This is a genomic window from Paractinoplanes aksuensis (assembly GCF_024137025.1).
In the GTDB taxonomy this organism is placed as follows: domain Bacteria; phylum Actinomycetota; class Actinomycetes; order Mycobacteriales; family Micromonosporaceae; genus Actinoplanes; species Actinoplanes aksuensis.
Genome location: NZ_JAMYJR010000038.1, coordinates 1 through 19,847, shown reverse-complemented (window position 1 = coordinate 19,847; position 19,847 = coordinate 1). Strand labels below are relative to the sequence as shown.

Annotated in this window: 12 protein-coding genes; 3 read left to right on the top strand and 9 right to left on the bottom strand. The window is 67.6% G+C overall.

The genetic code is table 11. From position 1 onward, the window contains the following. Positions 1–7 precede the first annotated feature (7 nt). Positions 8–433 (top strand): MFS transporter, encoded by a 426-nt coding sequence (locus tag M1L60_RS33205; RefSeq protein ID WP_253241516.1) that lies wholly within the window; start codon positions 8–10, stop codon positions 431–433. On the opposite strand, the gene M1L60_RS33200 is transcribed toward M1L60_RS33205, so the two are convergent. Both M1L60_RS33200 and M1L60_RS33195 read right to left on the bottom strand, forming a co-directional pair. Then, on the bottom strand, positions 376–1,446 hold the full coding sequence (locus M1L60_RS33200) for a caspase family protein (RefSeq protein WP_253241515.1): 1,071 nt from the start codon (positions 1,444–1,446) through the stop codon (positions 376–378). The two genes, M1L60_RS33205 and M1L60_RS33200, sit on opposite strands and share 58 nt — an antisense overlap. Beyond that, the gene (locus M1L60_RS33195; RefSeq protein ID WP_253241514.1) at positions 1,446–1,838 is read right to left on the bottom strand and encodes a hypothetical protein; all 393 of its coding nucleotides are present in this window, start codon (positions 1,836–1,838) and stop codon (positions 1,446–1,448) included. Before M1L60_RS33195 ends, M1L60_RS33200 begins: the two co-directional genes overlap by 1 nt. A 389-nt stretch (positions 1,839–2,227) precedes the next feature. Between M1L60_RS33195 and M1L60_RS48015 the strand changes: the two genes are divergently transcribed. Beyond that, positions 2,228–3,208 (top strand): ROK family transcriptional regulator, encoded by a 981-nt coding sequence (locus M1L60_RS48015; RefSeq protein WP_253241513.1) that lies wholly within the window; start codon positions 2,228–2,230, stop codon positions 3,206–3,208. Positions 3,209–3,234: 26 nt separating this feature from the next. Here M1L60_RS48015 and M1L60_RS33185 read toward each other — a convergent pair whose 3' ends face one another. From M1L60_RS33185 to M1L60_RS33175, 3 genes are all read right to left on the bottom strand, one after another. Continuing rightward, complete coding sequence (locus M1L60_RS33185) at positions 3,235–3,729, bottom strand: DUF6924 domain-containing protein (RefSeq protein ID WP_253241512.1); 495 nt, start codon at positions 3,727–3,729, stop codon at positions 3,235–3,237. 156 nt (positions 3,730–3,885) lie between these two features. After that, complete coding sequence (locus M1L60_RS33180; RefSeq protein ID WP_253241511.1) at positions 3,886–4,110, bottom strand: hypothetical protein; 225 nt, start codon at positions 4,108–4,110, stop codon at positions 3,886–3,888. Positions 4,111–4,469: 359 nt separating this feature from the next. Beyond that, on the bottom strand, positions 4,470–4,580 hold the full coding sequence (locus tag M1L60_RS33175) for an alpha/beta fold hydrolase (protein WP_253241510.1): 111 nt from the start codon (positions 4,578–4,580) through the stop codon (positions 4,470–4,472). A gap of 330 nt (positions 4,581–4,910) precedes the next feature. On the opposite strand from M1L60_RS33175, the gene M1L60_RS33170 reads away from it, so the two are divergent. Further along, positions 4,911–13,898, top strand: a complete 8,988-nt coding sequence (locus M1L60_RS33170; protein ID WP_253241509.1) for a hypothetical protein — start codon at positions 4,911–4,913, stop codon at positions 13,896–13,898. 89 nt (positions 13,899–13,987) lie between these two features. Here M1L60_RS33170 and M1L60_RS33165 read toward each other — a convergent pair whose 3' ends face one another. From M1L60_RS33165 to ypfJ, 4 genes are all read right to left on the bottom strand, one after another. After that, entirely contained in the window at positions 13,988–14,374 is a 387-nt protein-coding gene (locus M1L60_RS33165; protein ID WP_253241508.1) for a hypothetical protein, read from the bottom strand. An 11-nt stretch (positions 14,375–14,385) separates the two neighbouring features. Then, positions 14,386–14,745: a hypothetical protein gene (locus M1L60_RS33160; protein WP_253241507.1), complete on the bottom strand. Its 360-nt coding sequence runs from the start codon at positions 14,743–14,745 to the stop codon at positions 14,386–14,388. A gap of 483 nt (positions 14,746–15,228) precedes the next feature. Further along, positions 15,229–18,318, bottom strand: coding sequence for a S8 family serine peptidase (locus tag M1L60_RS33155; RefSeq protein ID WP_308208574.1), 3,090 nt, complete (start codon positions 18,316–18,318; stop codon positions 15,229–15,231). Between the two features lie 158 nt (positions 18,319–18,476). Further along, positions 18,477–19,367 (bottom strand): KPN_02809 family neutral zinc metallopeptidase, encoded by an 891-nt coding sequence (gene ypfJ / locus M1L60_RS33150; protein WP_253241506.1) that lies wholly within the window; start codon positions 19,365–19,367, stop codon positions 18,477–18,479. Positions 19,368–19,847: the final 480 nt, after the last annotated feature.

Here is a 19,847-nt window from a genome sequence, read left to right as displayed (position 1 = left end):
CAGCCCGTTGCTCTTCACATCGAACCTGGCGCGACGCTGGAACAAACTTCAGGGGATCGTCGACGCCTGCACGATTCCCTACGCGGCGCTGTTGCTGACCGCCGCCGTCCTGGCCGATCGGTGGGGACGGCGGCGGATCCTGCCGGCCGGCATCGTGCTGTGCTCCGTGACCTCGACGGCGTGCGCGTCGGCCTCCGATCCCGCTCAGCTGATCGCCGCTCGGGTGCCCCAGGGCGGCGGGGCCGCCCTCGTGGCGCCGACCTCGCTGACTCCGCTGGTGGCGGGAGTCTCGGCCGCGCGCCACATCGATGAGAACGGCCCGGAGGTGTTCCGCTGGGCCAGCCGTACCCGGCCGGAGGTCGCCGGCGTCGTTGATCAGTCGATGCCGAAGATGTCCAGCTCCAAGGCGTCGGCCTGGTGGGCGACCTGGTAGCAGTGGGCGGCCAGGTTTCGCGCCGACGCGCCGTCGAGCGGAGTGAACGACTGGGTGACGATCTCGGTGGCGCCGTTGTCGCCGGCGACCAGAGCGACGCGGCCGTAGGCAGCTGATCCGGCGAGCAGGCGTTCGGGGGTCAGCAGGGCCGACATGGGGCCGACGCGCGCTTCGAGGCCGCAGAGCTCGACCCCTTCCGCGTACGGATCGGCACTGTCGACGGCGAAGACCCGGACCCTGTGCGTACGGCCGCCGGGCAGCGGCACGGTGACCTCGTACTGCCCGTCGCCCTTCTCGTACTGGGCACCCAGGATGTGCGCGAGCGTACGTACGCGGTCGTGCAGGCCTTTGGTCCGTCCCTTGACCCTGGGCGGCACTGAGCCGGGGGCAGGGGCCGGCGGGATGGGGGCGTCGGTGAGCAGCCAGCGCTCGATCAGGTGGTCCAGGCCGTCCTCGGCGTCGAGGAAGTCCACGGCGCGGTCGAGGGTGACCGGGCGGCCCCAACCGGTGACCAGCGGGCGGTCACCCAGAGCCGCGCGCCAGGCCGCCGCGTGCGCGCCCACGTAGCAGGCGCCGAGGACGACCAGCCTCAGCGCGGGCGAGGCAGTCGCCGGGTCGAGGTCGAACGGACGGACTTCGTCGCCGTCGCAGCACTGCAGGTGGCCGTCCTCGCCGCCGTGCGAACTCCAGTAGACGCCGGCGGTTCCCTCGCCGGTCACCGCTTCGAGCAGGTCGCGCCGGGTAGCTTGCCGGTCGACGACGACGGTGTAGCCGGCCTGGGTGAGCACGGCGACGTCGTCGCCGATGTGCGCCAGTTCGGCCGCCAGCATCTCACGGTCGCCGGCGCTCGCGGTGCGGTAGCCGAACAGGAACAGGAACGTCCGGCCGTCACCGGGGCCGGCGCCGGTCGGTGCGTGCACGACCCGCTGGGCCGGGTCGTCGCCGCGGGCTTCGGGCGACCAGTGCTTGATGCCGGGGCGGGCGTTCACCCAGTCGGCGGGGAGGCTGGTCATCAGTAGTCATCCTTGGCCGTGTGGGCCTTTTCCAGCTCATCGGCGAGGGACGGCAGGACCTCGAGGGGAAGGGCGAACTCGCCCGGGTCGAGCGTGGCCAGCGGCGCCTGGTAACTCAGCATGTAGTCGCCATACGAATCCATCACGAGCGCGCCCATGGCCAGCCGGCCGTTGTGGCGCAGCGCGACCTCCGCGCTCATCTCGGAGCCCTGGCACACGGAGGTGCGGAATCCGACCCACTCCCGGTCGTACGCCTCGTAGTGGCTCACGACGATCTGTTGCGTCCGCCCGTCGACGGTCGCGACGATCAGCGAGAACCAGTCGTCCTCGTCGTTCGGGTCGAGCGTGAAGTTCGTCCGCGCGAACTCGCGCAGCTCGTTCCAGGTCGGCATGCGGGATTTATACAGCCCCGGCAACGATGCGGGAAATCTAGGTGCCCAGGAAACTAGTTCGGGCGGGCGGAACGACAATTCTTGCGATTCGCTGCCTGACTGACGCGGCGCCGGACGGACGCACAGAAATCACCGATGTCCGTCGCTTCGCCGAAAATTCAAACGATCGTCCGTCGAGGGCATCTCCGATACGCCGAACGTTCTCTGGCCTCTGGCGTCGTCGCGATGGTTCAGTCGTCTCGTCCACCTGAGACAGATGAGTGCCGGACTTCGACGCGATCCGGCGGACCGAAGGCATCACCACGGTCGCCGGAATGAGCTTCGCTCCGGCTCACACGTCTTGATAGTCGGCCCTTCAGCCAGCCCCGCCTATCGAGGACGTGTCGATCGTGAGCACCGTTCAGGAGACACCGCACCGCCGCTGGTCCGGTCTTGTCACTCGCCTGCGTCAACTCAACTTCGAAGCCGTTCTCGGCACCCTGGTCGACAACGGTCCGTCCACAGCGTCCGAGATCGCCCAGCTCACCACCATGTCGCTGCCCACAGCCAACCGGTTGCTCCAGGAGCTTCTGACGGGCGAGGTGGTCACCGAGCTTCAGGGCCGGTACGGGCGCCGCGGCCCGCGAGCCCGGGTGTACTCGCTGCGGCTCGAGCGACTGACCGTCGCCGCCGTGGTTCATCAGCCCGGATCGCTCACCGTCATCCGGTCCGGGCCGCGAGCCTTCGAGCCGCCCGTCACCGTGCCGCAGGACGGGCGGCCGGGACCGGCTCGAATGGCCGAGGTGCTCCGCGAGGCGGAGATCCTTCCGGGCGAGGTGACCTGCCTGGTGACCGGTACGGTCTGGGACGGCGATCAGGCGCCGGCCGACCAGGCATCGCGATTGGAAGCCGACCTGTCCAGCCGGTTGGGCTGTCCGGTCGTGGCTCGGTCCACCGTCAACCTGGCCGCAGTGGCCGAAGCGCGACTCGGCCTGGCCCGCGGCGTCGAGGAGTTCCTTCTGGTCACCGGCGATGGCATGGCCCTGGTGGTAGGGGGTGAGCCTCGGCCGGGCGCCCACGGCGCGGCCGGGTCGCTGCTGGCGCTCGGCGACAGCGTTCTCGACCGCATCGGTGAGCCGGGGGCGGTCCCGGCGATCGTGGCGACCTGTCTGGTCACTGATCCGGAGCTCGTGGTCCTCGGCGAGGGCGGGGAGCAGGCCTGTGCGTCGGTCGACGACCTGCGGACGGCACTCGCGGGCGTCATGGCGACGGCGCCGAGGGTGGCGGAGAGCCGGTTGGGCCGGCTCGCACCCGCGCTCGGCGCCGTCGAGGTGGCCCGGGAACTCGCCTTCGCCGCTCTACTGGCAACAGCTTCGAGCCCACGGGGCTGATCCCGGGACAGCGGTGGTGATGCGAATCAGTCCGGGAAGCCGCGGAAGATGCCGTCCGACGAGGCTGCGGCCGTCTCGGCGAACTCCTCGAAACCCATGTTGCCCGTGCCGAGATTCGCGCTGATCGCGTGGGTCTCCCGCGGAAGACACCGGAACTCGCGCCCGAACTCCGTGGTCTCGTCGTACATCTCGTCGTCGGGCGACAAGGCGCTGACGATCAACACCGGGTGCTCCTTGTCGGACATCGTCCGTTCGTCGGCCACCATCACCGCGTCCAGGTACTCCGCCAGGTACGAGTGGTCGTTGACGACGGACAGGACCTCGTCGGGGCTCGCACCGGCCCAGGCCGGGTCGTCGACGAGGACGTTGATGATCAGGAAGTCGTCCTCGGCGTCCTCCGGCCTCTCTTCCAGATCCTCGACGGTGGCCTGCCATCCGGCCTCGTCAGAGAAGTCCGTCCGGACGACGACGTTGGCGAACTTCTCGACTGCTTCTTCGATATTTTTGGGAAAAGCTCTCACGAGGCTTCAAACGCACAGGCCTCAGGTTTGTTCATCGGCTACCCCAGGCCGGGCCTCGACAACTCGTCGGTCCGCGGGCGGGCGCCGGGCGTCCCGGACGGCCGCGATGGCGGCGGGCGATTCAGTGATCGCCTCACCGCCACCGCGGGCGCTCCGCTACTTCGCGAGCTTGCTCAGGTTGGTGATGGTCTGGGCAGCCAGCACGTACTCGTTCTCGGCCAAGTCCGCGATGGTCTTGATGTTGAAAGCCTTCAGCAGCGCCTGGGCGTCGTTGTCGCTGACCCCGGCCAGGGCGGAGACCGGCGCCTCGGCCAGCTCGGCCACCGAGTTGGACTCGTACGCCTTGTCGAGGGCGGCGTCGAGGTTCACTGAGATCGGCATGGTGATTCCTTTCGCGGTTGACATTTCGGAGAGCGCCCCGCCGCTCGCGGCTCCTGCCGCTCAAAGGTCAGAAGGAATTGAGGCGAAAACGAGAGGACGGAAGCCGATCGTGTCGGCCCTCATCGTGTTTCGTGTGGACAGGTTGATGCCACAGCCGTCGAACCGGCTTGTTCGTCTCGCTTCGACCCGCCTTTTCTCCGAGAGGGGCGGTCGCCCCGGATTTATATCACGGCTTTCGCGGGATCAATATCACCGGCTGCTGCCGGACGCAAATATCGAAGATACGTTCATTCGTACAGCCTGATCTTCTGTGAGGCCCGACACACTGACTCGATCGGGATCGTTGGCCGCCTGGATGGTCACGCCGACCTCTTGTCGGGAAGGTCCTTGATGAAGTCCAGGACGGCGCCGGTCAGGGCCTGTGGTTGCTCCTGCATCACCCAGTGCCCCGCGCCCTCGATGATGGTCACGCCGCGGAAGCCGGGGTGGGTCTGCGACAGAGCGTCGACCCGCGAGCGCTCGCAGGCAACGGGCGCGAGGACGACCTCCGATGGAGGACGTCGGACCGGGGCGGGCGTTCAGTCTCGATGAACAACAGTGCGGAGTTGCTGCACGTTCGTTCTGTGACTGGTTGCGGCCTACCCCCGCCGGACCGACATTCTTGGGACAACGAAGAAAGGGTCGGAATATGCGGTCCAAAGGAGCTGCGACAGCGACGATTTTCGCTTTCAAGCGTTCTCGCAGACTTCTGCGGAAACTCTAGGTTAACTGCGGATAAAATCGGGGGCGGCAGGCCAACCGTGGTCGACATCCATATCGAGGACCCCAACTATCAGTGGGTTTACGACGCGGTCCTTTACACCTTGGGCGAGCAGTTGCCCAAGGCTGACATCGCCCGGGTGCGGGCGATGGTCGGTGACCTGCTGACCACGTCGGTCATGGTGAATCAGCAAGTTGATGCGACCGCCTCGTTGAGCCGCCGCGTGCCGCTTCATCTGCAAGGCGGGGCCGGGGACGCGTTCGCCGACTACGCGGCTGGGATCACCAAGGACCTGCCCGCGGCCGGTGATATCGCCGCCGCGCTGGCCGGGGCAGCCGACGGGTTCGCCCTGGACACCGAGGCCGCCCAGTACGTCGTGCTGATCGTCGCGTTCTGGACGGTCCTGGAAATCTTCAAGGCCATGCTCACCGGCTTCGGTGCGGCCGCCGCCCCCGCCATCATCGCCGCCGGGCGCAGAGCCATCAAGGAAACCCTGGACGAGCTGAGGGGCACCCTCACCAAACGGTTGCACACGCTCAACGACAACATCGCCCGCTCGCTGTTCGGAATCACCGTCACCCGCGCTGTCCCCGGCGCCGGCGGCAAAGCCGCCCGCAAGAAGTTCGCGGACATGACCATGCCGGAAAAGACCAGATACATGAGCGGCAAGGGTGCCGAGGAAGGAGCCGGGGAAGCTGCCGAAGAAGGCCTGCACGAAAGCTCCGCGCAAGTCATCCAGATCTTCGAAGGTAAACGCGGCGACCTCGACGAGATGCGAGTGTTCGCCTCCGCCGCGTTCGGCGCCGCCACCTCCGCCTTCATCAGCCTCTACAGCAAAGCCGGCCGCACCGTCATCCGCGTCACGACCGACAAGAAGATCTCCGACTACATGGTCAGCGGCAAACACACGAATCAGTTCGGTCAGATGACGGTCAGAGAGCTCTACCGAGCCATCATGGAAACCCTCGGCGAGGGCACCGTCGTCAAACTCCTCGGCGGTGGCGGCTTCAACCCCGGCGCTACCCTCTCCTCCTCGTTCCTCATCGGCATGGGCACCGGCCTGCCCATGCTTCTCGTCGAAGTCCCCGAGAAGCCACCCGCCGGCAAAGACACCAAGAGCGGCGGCAAACTCACCACCGGTACGGGCACCAGCACCGAACCCGGCACTGGCGCCCGTGCGGGAGCTGAGCCAGGCTCAGAACCGGGCGCAGGGGCCAGGACAGGGGCCGGCGCTGGAGAGAAGGTGCGCGCAGAACCAGGAGCCGATGTCGGCACGGGAAGCCCCGCATCAGCCGGCGCGGAAGGCCGGTCCACGACGAGCGGCACGTCCACCACAAGCCACCCCGGCACAACGGGTAACCCGGAAGGCAACAGCAGTTCCCAGCCGACCCGCACCAACCACAACGCGAACCCAGCCACCGTCTTCGACGGCCCTGACCCGGCCATCCCCACTTCCAACACGACAGGGTCCGGCAACACCAGCTCCACGCCGGCGACAGCCGCAATCCCGGCAACGACAACGGGCGCCGACCCGGCCACCAACGGCTCGCCCTCCGCCAACGCCACCCCGACTTACGGCGCCGCCCTCGCTACGGTCGGCAGTCCCTCCGCAAGAGCGGACGTCGCCGGCGGGACCTCCGTCCCGGGTAGCGCCTTCAATGCAGGCGGCATCGCCACCACCACTGGCAACACCTCGGCCACGGCGAACGCCGCCTCCGCGACCAACAGCGCATCAGCGGCCAACAGCCAGAGTAACGAAGGTCCGAACAGCACCGCCGCCCTGCCGCGCCCAGCCGAAGCCACCGTAGCCGACGACACCTCGCTGACCGCCGGCCTGCCCTCCCCGCCGAATCAGCCGCAGGGCCTGGCCGGGCTGAGCACCCACACCAACTCCGCGGCGCCAGGAGAGCCTGCTGCCGCCACGGTCGGCTCCGCGCTGCCGGCTCCCCCCGCCTCCGGCACAGCCTCGTCCGGTCCGGCTGTCAACAACCCGCCGAAGCAGACCGCCAACTCGGAAACATCGCTGTCGACACCCGGGCTGCCGGGGCTCGAGTCCACCGTCATTCCCACGGTTGTGCCCACACCGACCGCCGACACCATCAACACCCTCATCGTCACGCCCGATGTGGCCACGTCCGAGCCCGGTTCCGCTCCCCAGCAGGTGGCCGACCAACCCACCGTCCCGGCACACGCTGCCCCGTTCCCCCCGACCGGAGCCAGGCTCGACATGGCCATGTCGAGCCTGCCGCAGTGGGATCGGAAGACCCCGGACTGCGTCTCCCGGGTCGCTCAGGTCATGAGCGCGGCCGGTGTACGCCCCCGAGCCGCCGTCGACGACCGGCCGCCCACACCGGCCGACGTCGCCGACCGCATCGGAGGAGCCTTCCGGCCAGCCGAGCTCTCCGTCTTCGACTCGCTCGACCTCGGTCATGCCACGCCGGTCTGGTTCGACGCACCGGGGGATCCACAGCACCTGGCCTTCGTACAACGGCTGTCCGACGGATCCTTGGAACTCCTCGAAACCCAAGCCGAGCCCTCGCTACGCCGCGTCCCCTTCGTCACCGGCGGCGACCTGCCGGAACCGGCTCGGCCGCTGGCCCGCAACCTCAGGGTCCCGATCCACGACGGCCGCCTGCGGCAGTTCCACGTGCACGACGCGACGCCGTCGTCCGGCAACAAACGTGTGATCGGCACCGACCTGGCGGCGGCTTTGGTCGACCCGCCCCGAAGTCGGCGCGTCGGCATGAATCCGGTTGCCCAGAATTCTCGATCCAGCATCGACGAGGTGATGCCGCCGGAGGCGGTTGTCGATCCACTTCTGAACCCTCCTCCGCCGCCGGAGGAGCCGTTGGAACTGTGGAAGAACGAGAACAAGCTCCGCCTGCTGAGCGCGGCCTTGGCGGGACCTCGGGTCCTTCGAGCCACCGAATCCAGGAAGGCGCTGTTCAGCGCCGTGCACAATCACCGACTCGGCCGGCGGCCGTTGGCTCCGCACGAGTTCGTAGCCGCGTCAGCCGAGACCGCCCGCTACGCCAAGATCGTTCAACTCCTGGGCGGATCAAAAGTGGTGGAACAACGCAGGGAAATGGCCCAGTGGGCTGCCGATCAGTCCCAGTTGACCGATCTCGAGCAGATCAACCTGGTGATCGCCGCGGAGATCGGACTCTCTACCAGGCTTCTGGCCGAGCACCGGGCAGCCATCGAGGATGCGGCCGACGACGCGGAAGCGGCGGCCCGGGCTTTGCTCGGCGCGCCTCAACAGGTTCCGTTGGCGCTGCCAGATCCGCTGGGCACGGCGGACGACGAATCCACGTCGATGGCCGGCACACTCGCGGTCTACTGGGATCTTGCTCCTTCGCTCGTAGACTATGTGGAAGCGGTTCGCGACGGCAACCGCGCGGGGCGAGCCACGCTGCTACCCCTTCCGCCGATAGCCGCCGCCGAGCCCCACGCGGACCTGATCGGATCTGTGCTCAAGGCCGCGTTCGAAAGCGACATCAGCGTTTCGCCGGCCGCCCCCGCCCGGATGCGGGAAGCGGCAAGAAACGCGAGCGACGAGAGCGCGCTTCTCCGCGACCTGGTCAACATTTCGGGCCTGAACATCCAGACGCTGGAAATGCCGAATCGAATCATGTCCGAGCAGGAGGCTCAAGAAGCAGTCCGGAGTCATGCCGACGGTCACACCGGGCCCGCCGTCCTCGTCGTTCGAATGGATGGATACTGGCGTCCCGCCGTGCTGGATCCACCCCATCCTGAGACACGCCCCGTGGCACCCTGGTACACCGTCGGCGAAGCGCTGGGCGAGTTTGCGGTCGCCCGTGTGGTGCCGCCGGATCGGAACGCCACGGTGACCGCTGTCAGGACGGCGATCGATCAATACCTGTTCGAGGCAGGCGTCGCCGAAGAGGCACGGCGGACCATCTCGGACGCCGTCGGCGCGGCCGTCAGGAACCTGTTGACCGACTCCGGCGACGCTGCGGCATCCGGCGAGGATCAGCTTCATCAGTTCTGGGAGAAGATCATCCTCGAGGGCGTCACCGTCGCGGCCGGCGGACGGATCGCCTGGATCAAGCCTCAACTGACCGACCTCACCGTGCTCGACGAGCAGCCGGCCGGCTCCGGACGGTACGGCGTCTCCTTCGCCTCGACGTCGGTCGAATCGGCGCACGAACGTGACAGCGGTGTCTCTCTTCTCGACATGGCTGCGGAGTTCATTTTCACCAGCGTTTCCGCTCACCTGTCGCGTGTCCTCTGGGCGGTGCCGCAGATCTCGACCAGCGTCAGTGGCGGGTCCGGCTCGGCCTCCTCCATGAAGGTCATCTCGAGCCGGAAGGTGTTTGCGATCAACCTGACCCAGTTCACCGGCGCGATCACCTTCACGGTGTCGCTCGACGGCGAGGTCGCCGCTCGGGTGCCTGCTCCGCGTCGCGGGGACGGCAGCGGCACCGTTGAAGTAAGGTTCCCCACCGAGTACGTCCTTTCCCCCCGCAGTCCCCGTGATCTCCCGCATCGTCCCCCCGGGGCCGAGGCACCACGGCGTCGCGATCCGTTCGCGGGCACGCGGGAAACCCTGAACGCCGTCGACGTCGGGGATCTGGTACGCGCCACCCACCATCGCCTGGCACAACAGGCGGGCTTGTCGCCCACGGCGCGGGTCGCGATCGCCACGCGGCTGGTGGCCGAGGTGCTCAACGAACGGGCTCTCCGCAACCGGAGTATCGCCGCGCTCAGCAACGGCGTGGTCCTGAGTCGGATGACGGTGGGAGTGCGGACGTTGCAGCCGAGGGTGAAGCTCGAGCCGGTGAAAATGCAATACCTGGCCGGCCGGACGACGAACCAGGTGGTCATCCGGGAGGACAAAGGCTTGGTCCGGGGAACCAAACAGACCGAGCAAAGAAGCCGGCAAATAGCCGCCTCGTCCGATGTCCTCTTACGGGGGATCACGTTGTCCCCCGAATCGGCCGTGAGCGGCAGTTTCGGCTTGACTCTTCCCGAGATCGCCTGGGAGCACGAGACGTCGCGGTCGCTGGACGTGAAGGCCGGGAACCACACCGTCCTGAACGTCGAGGATCATCAACATCGTTACCGGACGGTGCTACGCGCCCGCGTCGACTTCCTGGGCGAGGAGACGAGTCCGGTCGTGGCGGACGTATCAGCGGAGCTCGGCGTCCTGAGCCGCGACTGGACAGCTTTCGTCCGTCGCTACCTCGGCCAGAGCGAAGCAAGCCTGGACTCGGTGCTGACTGGTGAAGCTCTTTCACTCACGACGCTGCCCGTCGAGCCGGATATCGAACTCATGGAGGCGCCGGCCGGGACAGATTTCGAAGAGCCGAATGTCCTGGCCCCTCACCTTTCGCGTGTCCCGTCCCCGCGCGAGGATGTCGACAACGTGCCTCTGGTTCTCGCCGCCGGGCGTGGCCATGGCGAGGCTGTGTTGACGCGCTGGGCCGGCATCGACCGGGTGGTCAGCGGTGTGCGCCAGTCGCTCAGGGCCGTGGCCGGCGGCCAGGGCACTCACGCGGAATGGGCCGACGTGGAGGCGACACTTATCGCTGCTTTCGGCCAAGCGACGCTGGAGGCCGATCCCGATCGGGTCTGGGCCGGCGCCCAGCACCAGTTTCACATCGGTAAGCGGGTGTATCACGTGGTGGTGACGGCCCACCCCGGTCCCTTGGAGGAGGTGCCACCCGACGCAGCGACAAGTAACACCAGAGATCTCCGCAGCCTCACCGTGTCATCGGCGAAATCTCATTCGTACGAGGGGAAACTGGCACTTCGCGGCCAGGCCAGATTCGGAAAACAATCTGTGCGGGGCCCGCTGGGTGGTGGCTACTCAGGCACGGCTGAGACCACGGGGGCGATGTCCACCGGTCAGACCCGCAAGGACTACATACGGTCCGAGTTCCGGGTCGACACCAGCTTCCGCATTCCCACGCTGATCGTCATCGAGGTCAAGGGGCCAGACGGTGCGACGTCCCGGCAGAAGCTGAAGGGCGAGATCACGGAGTATGTGTCCGTGCCCCGGTTCCATGTCGGCTACACCGCCCGGCCCAACCGGGTCGGCGTTCATCGAGCTGGGCCTCGCGCCGGAGAAATCGTTCGGTTCGACCTGCATGGAAGCTCCGGAGTCCGACCCTTCTTCGGCAACATGCCTGAGCTGTCGGCCCTGGTCGCCGAGCGTTTCGAGGCGGGTCTCGGCCGACGGCTCGACCCCATGACGTGGCCCGCTGCCATCCGTCGGCTGGGCGAAGGAAGTCAACTGGCTGCCGCATTCTCCGACCTGGTCGACGGGCGCGGCTGGCGGGTCGTCCTGGGGCAGTTCGACCGTCACACCGCTACCGCGATCATCCGTCTGCAGGTCTACGACGTAGAAGCGTCCGAATCGACCGAGGCCGGCGAGATTGAGAAGTACTCACAACAAACCAGCCAGGCCGGGCGAAGCTTCACGACCACCTTTGCTTCCGAGTGGTCGGCCAATGCGAGCATCCAAGGTGCTCTGGGTCAGGTCCGGCCGGACGAAGATGACGGGGAAGGCTGGCGCCTGGCCGGAGGCGGCGGCTGGAGCCACAAACACACCAGGGCGACCAAAGCCGAGCACACGCTAGGCACCATCAACATCACCAGAGAGACCGTGACCGGCCGGCACTATCGCGCCGCTGGACGCTTCCAGGTCGCTGTCGTCTGGGACGACGGACCGCGGGGCAGGCACAACGCCACCGAGGAGGTGGTGGCAGGCGAAGGTCTCATCACCTTCCTGGCTGAGCCCCGCCTGGCGAGTCGGCTCGGGCTTCTGGCCGCTTCACATCAGGAGACCGCGGATCAGCAGGCTGCAGACCCACGGACAATTGAGCGAGACCTGGTCGAACGAGATGTCACGCGAGCGCTCACCTATGTCGAACACATGGACGCCGAGCAGGTTCTGGGGGAGATCCTGGCAGTGGCCCAACAGTGGGGCCTGCTTCCCGCCGGGCCGGACGGCGCCGCGATTCATCACCCTCTGGCCGTCCAGCTTGAAGAGATGTTCCGGTCCCGACGCCTCGAGGACACGTTCTTCGACCTTTCCGGTTCGGGAGTCGTCGGCGTCTTCTCGATCCCCGGTGTCATTCCCTACCGGCTCTCGGTCGAGACCCGAGTCATGGACCGGACGGTCGTCGAGTCACGCCTGGTCGAGGAAAAGGTCGACGGTGTATTCCGTTCCGAACGGATCGAAGAGTACGCCCACGAGGACCATGGCAGCGTCGGCGATGTCTATTCCGGTCAACTGCGAATTCGGAAGGCCGGTGACGGAGACGCTGGAGGATTCACGCCGGCCGGCTCCTACAACACCGGCACGGTCTCGGCCCACGGCACAAGCAGTTCCGTCAAGGACATCAATCGCTTGACCACCAAGTCTGGCCGGATGACCGAATTCACGGAGACGATGATCATCAGGGTGCGGATCTCGCTCGACGTCGGCCCCTGGAACCGCCGCAACGCCGTCAGGCAGGTTCCCGGCCGCCTTCGGTACATCGTGCCGACTGCGCTGACGAAACCAGCGAGCGAGGAGGACGCGCCTCAGATCCTGCCGCCATCCGATCGAGTCCATGGGTCCTTCAACGACGTACTACGCCGCTCGGAGTTCCAAGTACTCACCTTCCGATCAGCCCAAGTCATCGACAGGCTGGTGGGCCCGAACGGGTCTGATCCTGAGACAACCTTGGCGGTCAGTGAGTCGCTCCTGCGGACGCAGGTTGTCAGCTTGTTGTCCGGCGACGGCCTCCAGATCGGCGACAGCAGGGTGCGCCTCATCGTCAACGACGTCCGGCCTGTGCTCGACCCGGAGGGCAGACCGGTCGGGGACAAATTCAAAGCGCGGAAATACACGCAGTCGGCGGACGCACCGACGCAGTCGGCCGGCAAGCACCGCGGCTGGAACGCGAAAGGCACCTTCGACCTGCACAGCGGGCGGCCGACGCCGATCGTGTCCACGGGGGCGGTGGCCAAGTTCGGTGGCTCGGGAGGCCTCGGCCACAATCGGGGCGGCGGGACCGAGGGCGGCAGCGAACTCAGCACGACGATCGAACGCAACGCCGAGAGTACGAAGACCCTGTGGTTCGTCGTCGCCGACGTGACTGTGCAGAAGTTGTCAGCCGGGGGCGACATCGTCGCCGCGGAGGAAAGCCCCAGCGGCCTGACCCTCGTCCACGAGAAGGGGGCGGATGAACTCATAGCCGAGCTCGAGGCCGCGGTACCGCCCGTCCCGGACGCACCTGACCCGGACGCGCCCAGCCCGGACACGCCCAGCCCGGACACGCCCAGCCCGGACGCCTCGGCCCGCAGCTTCTCGATGTTCCCGTTCATGAATGCGTCCACCACGTGGTTCAGCGCGAGTTCCCGGCAGTTCTCGAATCGCACGGGCCGGTCCGTGGAAGAGTTCGAGTTGTCCGTGCTCGACGACAATCCAGCCGCGCCGGTTCAGCCCGCACAGGCGGACAGCGCCTCTGAACACGACTCGCCCCTGCCACCTCCCGCTCCCTCATCGGGCGCAGCGCCTCCACCGGAACAACCCGGCCCGACGGCCGAGGGCACGGAAGCATCCGCGGCCAGCGTTCCGGCATCGTTGCCGGCTCCTGAGAGCGAAGCGCTCCCGGTCGCCGGCCAGGAAGCCTTCCGGCCCGGATACGGAGCGGAAGGACACGTGCGGATCACGCCGTCACGAATCACCGTCCCCCTGCGGGCCGAGGTCGCTTCCCCGCCGGTTCAGCCGGATCCGCAGTCCGCGCCGGAGCATCCGGCAGCACCCGTCCAAGCGGATGACGCGGTCCTGACGAGGTCTCGCCCGGGCACTGCTCGTCGGTCAGACGGGGACGGGACGGGCCTGAGCGGCGTAGCTCACGAAGGCGTCCACGATCTTCCGCCGATGTTCGCCACCGATGGTGTCGATGTAGAAGCCGGGATTGACGACCTCGAACTCGAGTACGATCGGCTGCCCGTCGGCGCGCCGGAAGAAGTCGAACCGGTAGTAGTCACTTCGCAGCCCGAAGCGTGACCGCCAGAACGTGTGCAATTCCTGCCCCAACGCTATTTCCGACGGCTGCGGTTCGTACGGCGTCACCAGGCGGGCCTGCTGGCACGGGATCAGTACGCGACACCCCGGTACCGTGAGGCAAGTTCCTCGAAACCCACCGTGTTGGGGAAGTATGTAGTCGGCGGTGTCGGATAACCCGCTGCAGCGAACTCGAGCAGATAGTCCTTCCGCATGCCGTACCGCATGGTCGTGGGATCGTTCAGCACGCGGCCCGTGAATTTTTCCTGCAATTGCAGCAGGTACCGCGAGATCCTCGCGACCTTCGCCTCGACCGATCCCAGCACCCGCACCACGACGAGCTCGACGCGCGCGTTCAACTGGTCGGCCGGCAGGTCGAGGCGGCTTCCGGCACTCACCGAAAACACACCTCGCAGATGCAGCGGATCAACGTCGTCGTCCTCGAGCACATACCGATAGCAGTCGAACCCGAGCTCCATGAAACGTTTCGTCAGATGATGAGTCTCCTGGCTGTGATTTTCTCTGGCCCAGGCCTGCCGCTCGGCGGACAGCCCGGCATAGAAAGCTGCTTCGGCCCCCGGTACAGCACGTAGTTCACCTTCGACACCTCGTCGCCATGCACGTCCACGAACAGGGCATTCCGGTCAGCGTCCGTCAGGAGGTCCCTGAGCACCGTGAATCCGTCCCGCAGGACGTCGATCTGCGTGTCGGCGCGATGCTCGAATCCCGACCGGACGACGGCGCCCATCCGGTCGAGATCGTACGGTTCGTACCACGCGACGGCGGCCCGCCGGCCCGGGTCCGCTACCCGGAACCGATACTTTCCGTCTTCGTAGGAGGACCCGGCCACGCTCCGGATCCAGGTGGGGCCCCGCTGCACGAACGGCTGATATCCCGGCCAGCCGTTCGTAGAGAGACCGGCCGGCGTTGTCGATGCACACATCGAACGAAGGGGCGTCGTTGTCGAACGAGGCCACGAAGTCGAACCAATGCGCTCAGTGGTCCCGCTCGTGTCGCAATTCGATGTGCAGCGTGTTCTGTTCGGCGTCGAAGCGCGAGAACTCCGCGGACTGACTCTGGAAATCGATCAACATGGTGAGGCGGTACCCGTCTGCCTGTTCGTGTCGTTGGGCCGCATCGAGCGGCACGTCCCGCAATCGCCTGCGGTTCAGAGAGGCGTCGCGCTGTTCGCGCCGGCGGGCACTCGACCGTGGCCCGGGGTCGGATGATGAACGCCCGGTCGGAGAAGTGCTGTCTTTCAGCCCCGGCGCGAAGGGCTCGGCGGGGAGGGGAGCCCGGCGATCGGACTCCTCTCCCCCGTCCGCGACGGTGCTCAGCCGATCCTGATCAGCTGTGCTTCGGTGCTGCTGCGGTTGTCGGGGCTGACGACCATCCAGCCCAGCGTCTCGGTCCGCGCGAACTCGCCCCTGTTCAGGATGACCGTTGTCCGCGCTGTCGCCCCAGGAGCGACGGTGGTGACCATGCCGGTGCTCAGCGCCGGAGCGAAGGCGTTGAACGTCGCCACCCCGGCGGTCTCGTCGGGGACAGCGGCCGAGGAGGTGATGTCGATGCTCTCGACGTGGTAGGTCAGCTTCGGGTCGGACGTCGAGAGACAGGGCGAGCCGTCCTGGCAGAGCTGGGCGATCCGCACCGGCAAGACCAGGGTCGAGCTGTCGGTCGACACCTCGGTGAACGACTCGACCGATGCGGCGCCGGAACGCAGATCGACGACGAGCGTGGCCGCCTGGCCGCTCGGGACGCCGGCGGTGGCCAGGCCGAAGTCGGCCGACACGACCACGTAGTCGTCCTTCTTGTCGGCGTTGACGTCGATGAGGACGTCGAATTCGTACGCTGCGGCGTTGGACAGACGTGCATGGGTCTGGACCGCGAAGGCGATGCTGTTGTCGGCAGGCCGTGCCTGCACACCGGCCGCCTTCAGGTCCACCGCCCCGGCCGTGCCCTCCTTCGGGTCGCTCAGGCCCCAGGCGTACCAGTCCGCGCGCCCGCCGGCCACACCACCCCGGTTGGTCACCGTGGCCGAGGTCCTACCCGTGCGCTTCAGTGCTCCGATGTCGACCTTGGTGCTGACCTTGGAGACCGCCTGCGGGACGAAGTAGTACGGCACCCGCAGCGCGACGCCGGCGTTGGCCCCGCCGACCGGGGTGAACGTGACCAGGCCGGAGACGTCGCGGAACTCGGCCGAGTCGCCGGCGGTGGGCGCCGGCACCCTCAGCGTGACGTCCACCTTGGCTTCGCCGCGCGGCGGCACGGTGACCTTCCTTTTGTTCAGCGCGACCTGGTGCTTGCGGCCGGCAGGCCGGGTCGCCGAAACGGTGAAGGTCGCCGGGACCGGGCCGAAGTTCTTCACCCGTACGGTCTTGCGCTGGGTGTAGTTCTTGTCGAGCTCGGCGAAGCCGTAGTTCAGCGTGGCCGTGCCCGGGTCGCCGAGGGCCACGGCCCGCGTCGCCGCGGCCGCCTGCACCTGGACCAGACCGGCGCCGTTGCTGCGCGTGAGGTACCCCTGGACCTTGGCCGCATCCGCCGTGTTGACCAGCGCGGCCTTCCAGTACTCGACCTTGCGCCAGTCCGGGTGCGCCTGCCTCACCAGAGCGGCCGCGCCCGCTGTGTGCGGGGAGGACATCGAGGTTCCCGAGGCGTAAAGCGCTCCGTTACCGCTTCCGGACAGCGCCGAGGAGATGCTGACGCCGGGCGCCGTGACGTCAGGCTTGAGCCAGCTGTCGCCGACCCGCGCGCCCGCGGACGAGAACGAGGCAGTACCCAGGTAGCCCGGGTTGGTCAGCTGTTCGGCGGTCAGGGTGGCCCTGGAACCGTCGGCGGCCTGCAGCGCGCCGGCCGCTGTCGAGGGCACGCCCAGGAACGGGATCGTGACCGTCACGGGCTCGTTCGTGTCCGCGTTCTCGGTGATCGGGCCCTCGTACGGCGGGAAGTCCGCAGTTGTGTTGACCTGAACGACCGCAGCGGCACCGGCCTCCTGACCGTAGACGGCCTTGGCGGTGCGCGCACACACGCCGCGGGAGACGACCGCGATGACCCCTTCGACGCCCGCCTGCTGGAACTCGGCGGTGCTGCAGCCCAGGCCGATACCGCCGGCTCCGTTGCCCACGACCTTGACCGGCAGCGAGGTGCCGCTGGTGAAGGCGGCTCCGTTGAGCACGACGGCCTCGAGCTCGTTGCCGGCGCCGAGGGCCAGCCGGGCACCCGGCAGTGCGGCGACCGGGTCGCTGGCCGCGACGCTGATCGCACGGGTGCTCGAGGCCGGGGATCCGGTGATGTACGGGCTCGGCCCGGAGTTGCCGGACGACGCGACGACGATCACGCCGGCCTTGGCCGCATTGTCCGCAGCCTCGGCCTCGGGTGTGTCGGACACACCGAAGCCGGCGCCGAGCGACATGTTGATGACGTCGATGTCGTTGGCGACGGACCACTCGATCGCGTCGACGACGAGGTCGGTGCTGCCCTCACAGCCGAAGACCCGCACGGCGTACAGGTCGGCCTTGGGCGCGGCGCCCGGGCCGACGGTCCAGGAACGGCCGGAGATGGTCCTGGCGTCGTACCCGCCGGTGTAGGTCTTGCCGTCGGCGGTCACACCGAAGCCGGCCGTGGTGCCGGCGACGTGGGTGCCGTGCCCCTGACAGTCCAGCGGGTTGCTGTCCGGGACGGGAACCGGCTGGTAGTCGGGGCCGGCCGGATCGGGTTGGTAGCTGTCACCGGCGAGGTCGATGCCGCCCTTGATCTTCGGCGCGCGCGGGCCGAACAGCGCCGGGTCGGCGAGCTCGGCCGAGGTGGCGTGGGCCTTCTCGTACGCCGCCTCGGTGCCCGGCCCGCCGAAGTCGGCGTGGGTGTAGTCGATGCCGCTGTCGATGATGGCGACCTTGATGCCTTCGCCGTGCAGCTTGCCCGGTGCCGACCACGCCTGCGGGGCCCCGATCAGCGGCACACCGTTGGTGTTGTCCCGCTGCAGCGACCGGAGGGTCCGCACGCCGATGACGCCCGGCTCCTGCGCGAGCTGCCGGGCCCGATCGGCGCCGATGCGAACCTTCACGCCGTTGTAAGCCTGCTGATAAGTGCCGAGCACGGTGCCGCCGAGCTCGCGGACGCGCTGTTCGACGGGTGCCTGCGCCCGGTCGAGGCTGTCGCGTTTCTGCTTCCGCTGCGCGTTGTTCAGGGGCGTATCGGCCGCGGCCACCGCCAACGGCTCGGCCGCCAGCTGAACCATCACCGTCACCGGCTCATCGGTCACGCCGGCCGGCAGGTTGACCACCTTGGAACCGGGGGGAACCGGTCGGGTGTCGTGTCCGCCGCCCGGCGCGGCGCCCGCCGCCGGCGTCGCGCCGGCCAACCCCACCGCTGTCAGCACCAGCACGGCGCCCGCCGCGCCCACCCTGGATCTCTTCAGCCGCACTGGCCCTGCCTTCCCTCGTTCGAGTCCGCATCGGGGCGGAACTCCGTTGTGAGGGAGGACGACCGGAGGAACCAGAAGGTCATCGATATGATCCGGATCACAAACCCGACAGTCCACTGTGGCTCCGGCCGGGCCGCTTCCGTTCCGCGGCAGAAGTCTCAGAACGAAGAAGCGGCGCAACCGTCGGGGTTGCCCGTGTCGTAGCCGCGCCTGAAGCTTTGCTGGCGCTGCTCGGCCGTGCCGTGCGTGAACTCCTTTGGGTTGACCGGGTTGCCGGCGCGCTCCTGAAGCGTGTCGTCGCCGATCTGACCGGCTGCCTGAACGCCCTCCTGAATATCCTGCTCGGTCAGGCTCTTGAAGATCTTCTGGCCCTTGGCGTCGGTCGTCCCGGTGGCTGCTTTCGCCCACACCCCGGCGAAGCAGTCGGCCTGCAGCTCGAGCTTCACCGACAGCGCGTTCTCCGAGATGTCACTGTTCTGGGCCTGGCTGATCTCGCCTTCCTGGCCGGTGAGCTCCTGAATGTGGTGGCCGTACTCGTGAGCCAGCACATAGGGCTGCGCGAACTCGCCGGGGGCACCCAGGTCGCGGGCCAGCACCTCGTAGAAGGTGAAATCGATGTAGATCTGCTTGTCGGTGGGGCAGTAGAACGGCCCGACCCCGGAGTCGGCGGTGCCACAGCGCGTGTCGACACGCTCCGAGAAGATCACGGTTTTGGTCTGCCGATAGTCCTGGTCAAAGTACTCCGGCATGGCCTCGCGCCAGTACGCCTGGATCGAGTTGACGTAGAGCACGTTGCGACATTCCAGCTTCTGGATGGCGCCGTCCTGCGAGCACGCCTGCTGGATATCGGCGGCACCAACGCCGCCGTGGCCTTCACCGCTGTCGGAGAATCCCAGATAGACGCCGACGGCAACGACGATGATCGTGATGATGACGCCGACCAGGCCGCCGCCGCCGACCGGCCCGCTGACGACGCGGCGACGGCTCCGGACTCCGCGTCGGTCCTCAACCTGTCTGGTGTCGATCTCGGCGTTCTCGTTCAGTTCCATTTCGTCCTCGCGGAGTTCGGGGCGGTAGCAATTTCCGATGCCCGAGCCATCTTTTCGCCGGCACGGCGGCGAACCGCGCCGATCCTGCCACGCTGTCCGCGAGACGCCACGTTGGCCGCGGCAACAAAATCAAGGTGCTCGGGCAACAATTTCGCGAGGCGAAGCGTTCGGTCGCCGCACGGCTTCGTAACCGCAATTCCACGCCGGGCAAGAATCGGGCACGAGTCGGCAGTCCCGATGTCCCACGTCGAATTCCGAGCGGGCACTTCGCGCGCCTTCCCCCGGTGCCGCCGCCTCGTCGTCCGGACACCAACATGGCCGCGAGCCCAAGCCGCGGCTGAACTTTCTCGTTCCTCACCCGTTCGAGATGTCGTGACCTCCACTGCCGACTTCGGCCATCAGGATCAGCCGCAATACCTGCGCGACTACCTGGCCACCGCGGCCGCCTCGCCCGACATCGTCCGCGTGCGGGCCACTGGT

Coding starts and splice junctions, on each gene's coding strand:
- M1L60_RS33200 (WP_253241515.1), bottom strand. CDS start 1,446: ATGACCAGCCTCCCCGCCGACTGGGTGAACGCCCGCCCCGGCATCAAG.
- M1L60_RS33195 (WP_253241514.1), bottom strand. CDS start 1,838: ATGCCGACCTGGAACGAGCTGCGCGAGTTCGCGCGGACGAACTTCACG.
- M1L60_RS33180 (WP_253241511.1), bottom strand. CDS start 4,110: ATGCCGATCTCAGTGAACCTCGACGCCGCCCTCGACAAGGCGTACGAG.
- M1L60_RS33165 (WP_253241508.1), bottom strand. CDS start 14,374: ATGGAGCTCGGGTTCGACTGCTATCGGTATGTGCTCGAGGACGACGAC.
- ypfJ (WP_253241506.1), bottom strand. CDS start 19,367: ATGGAACTGAACGAGAACGCCGAGATCGACACCAGACAGGTTGAGGAC.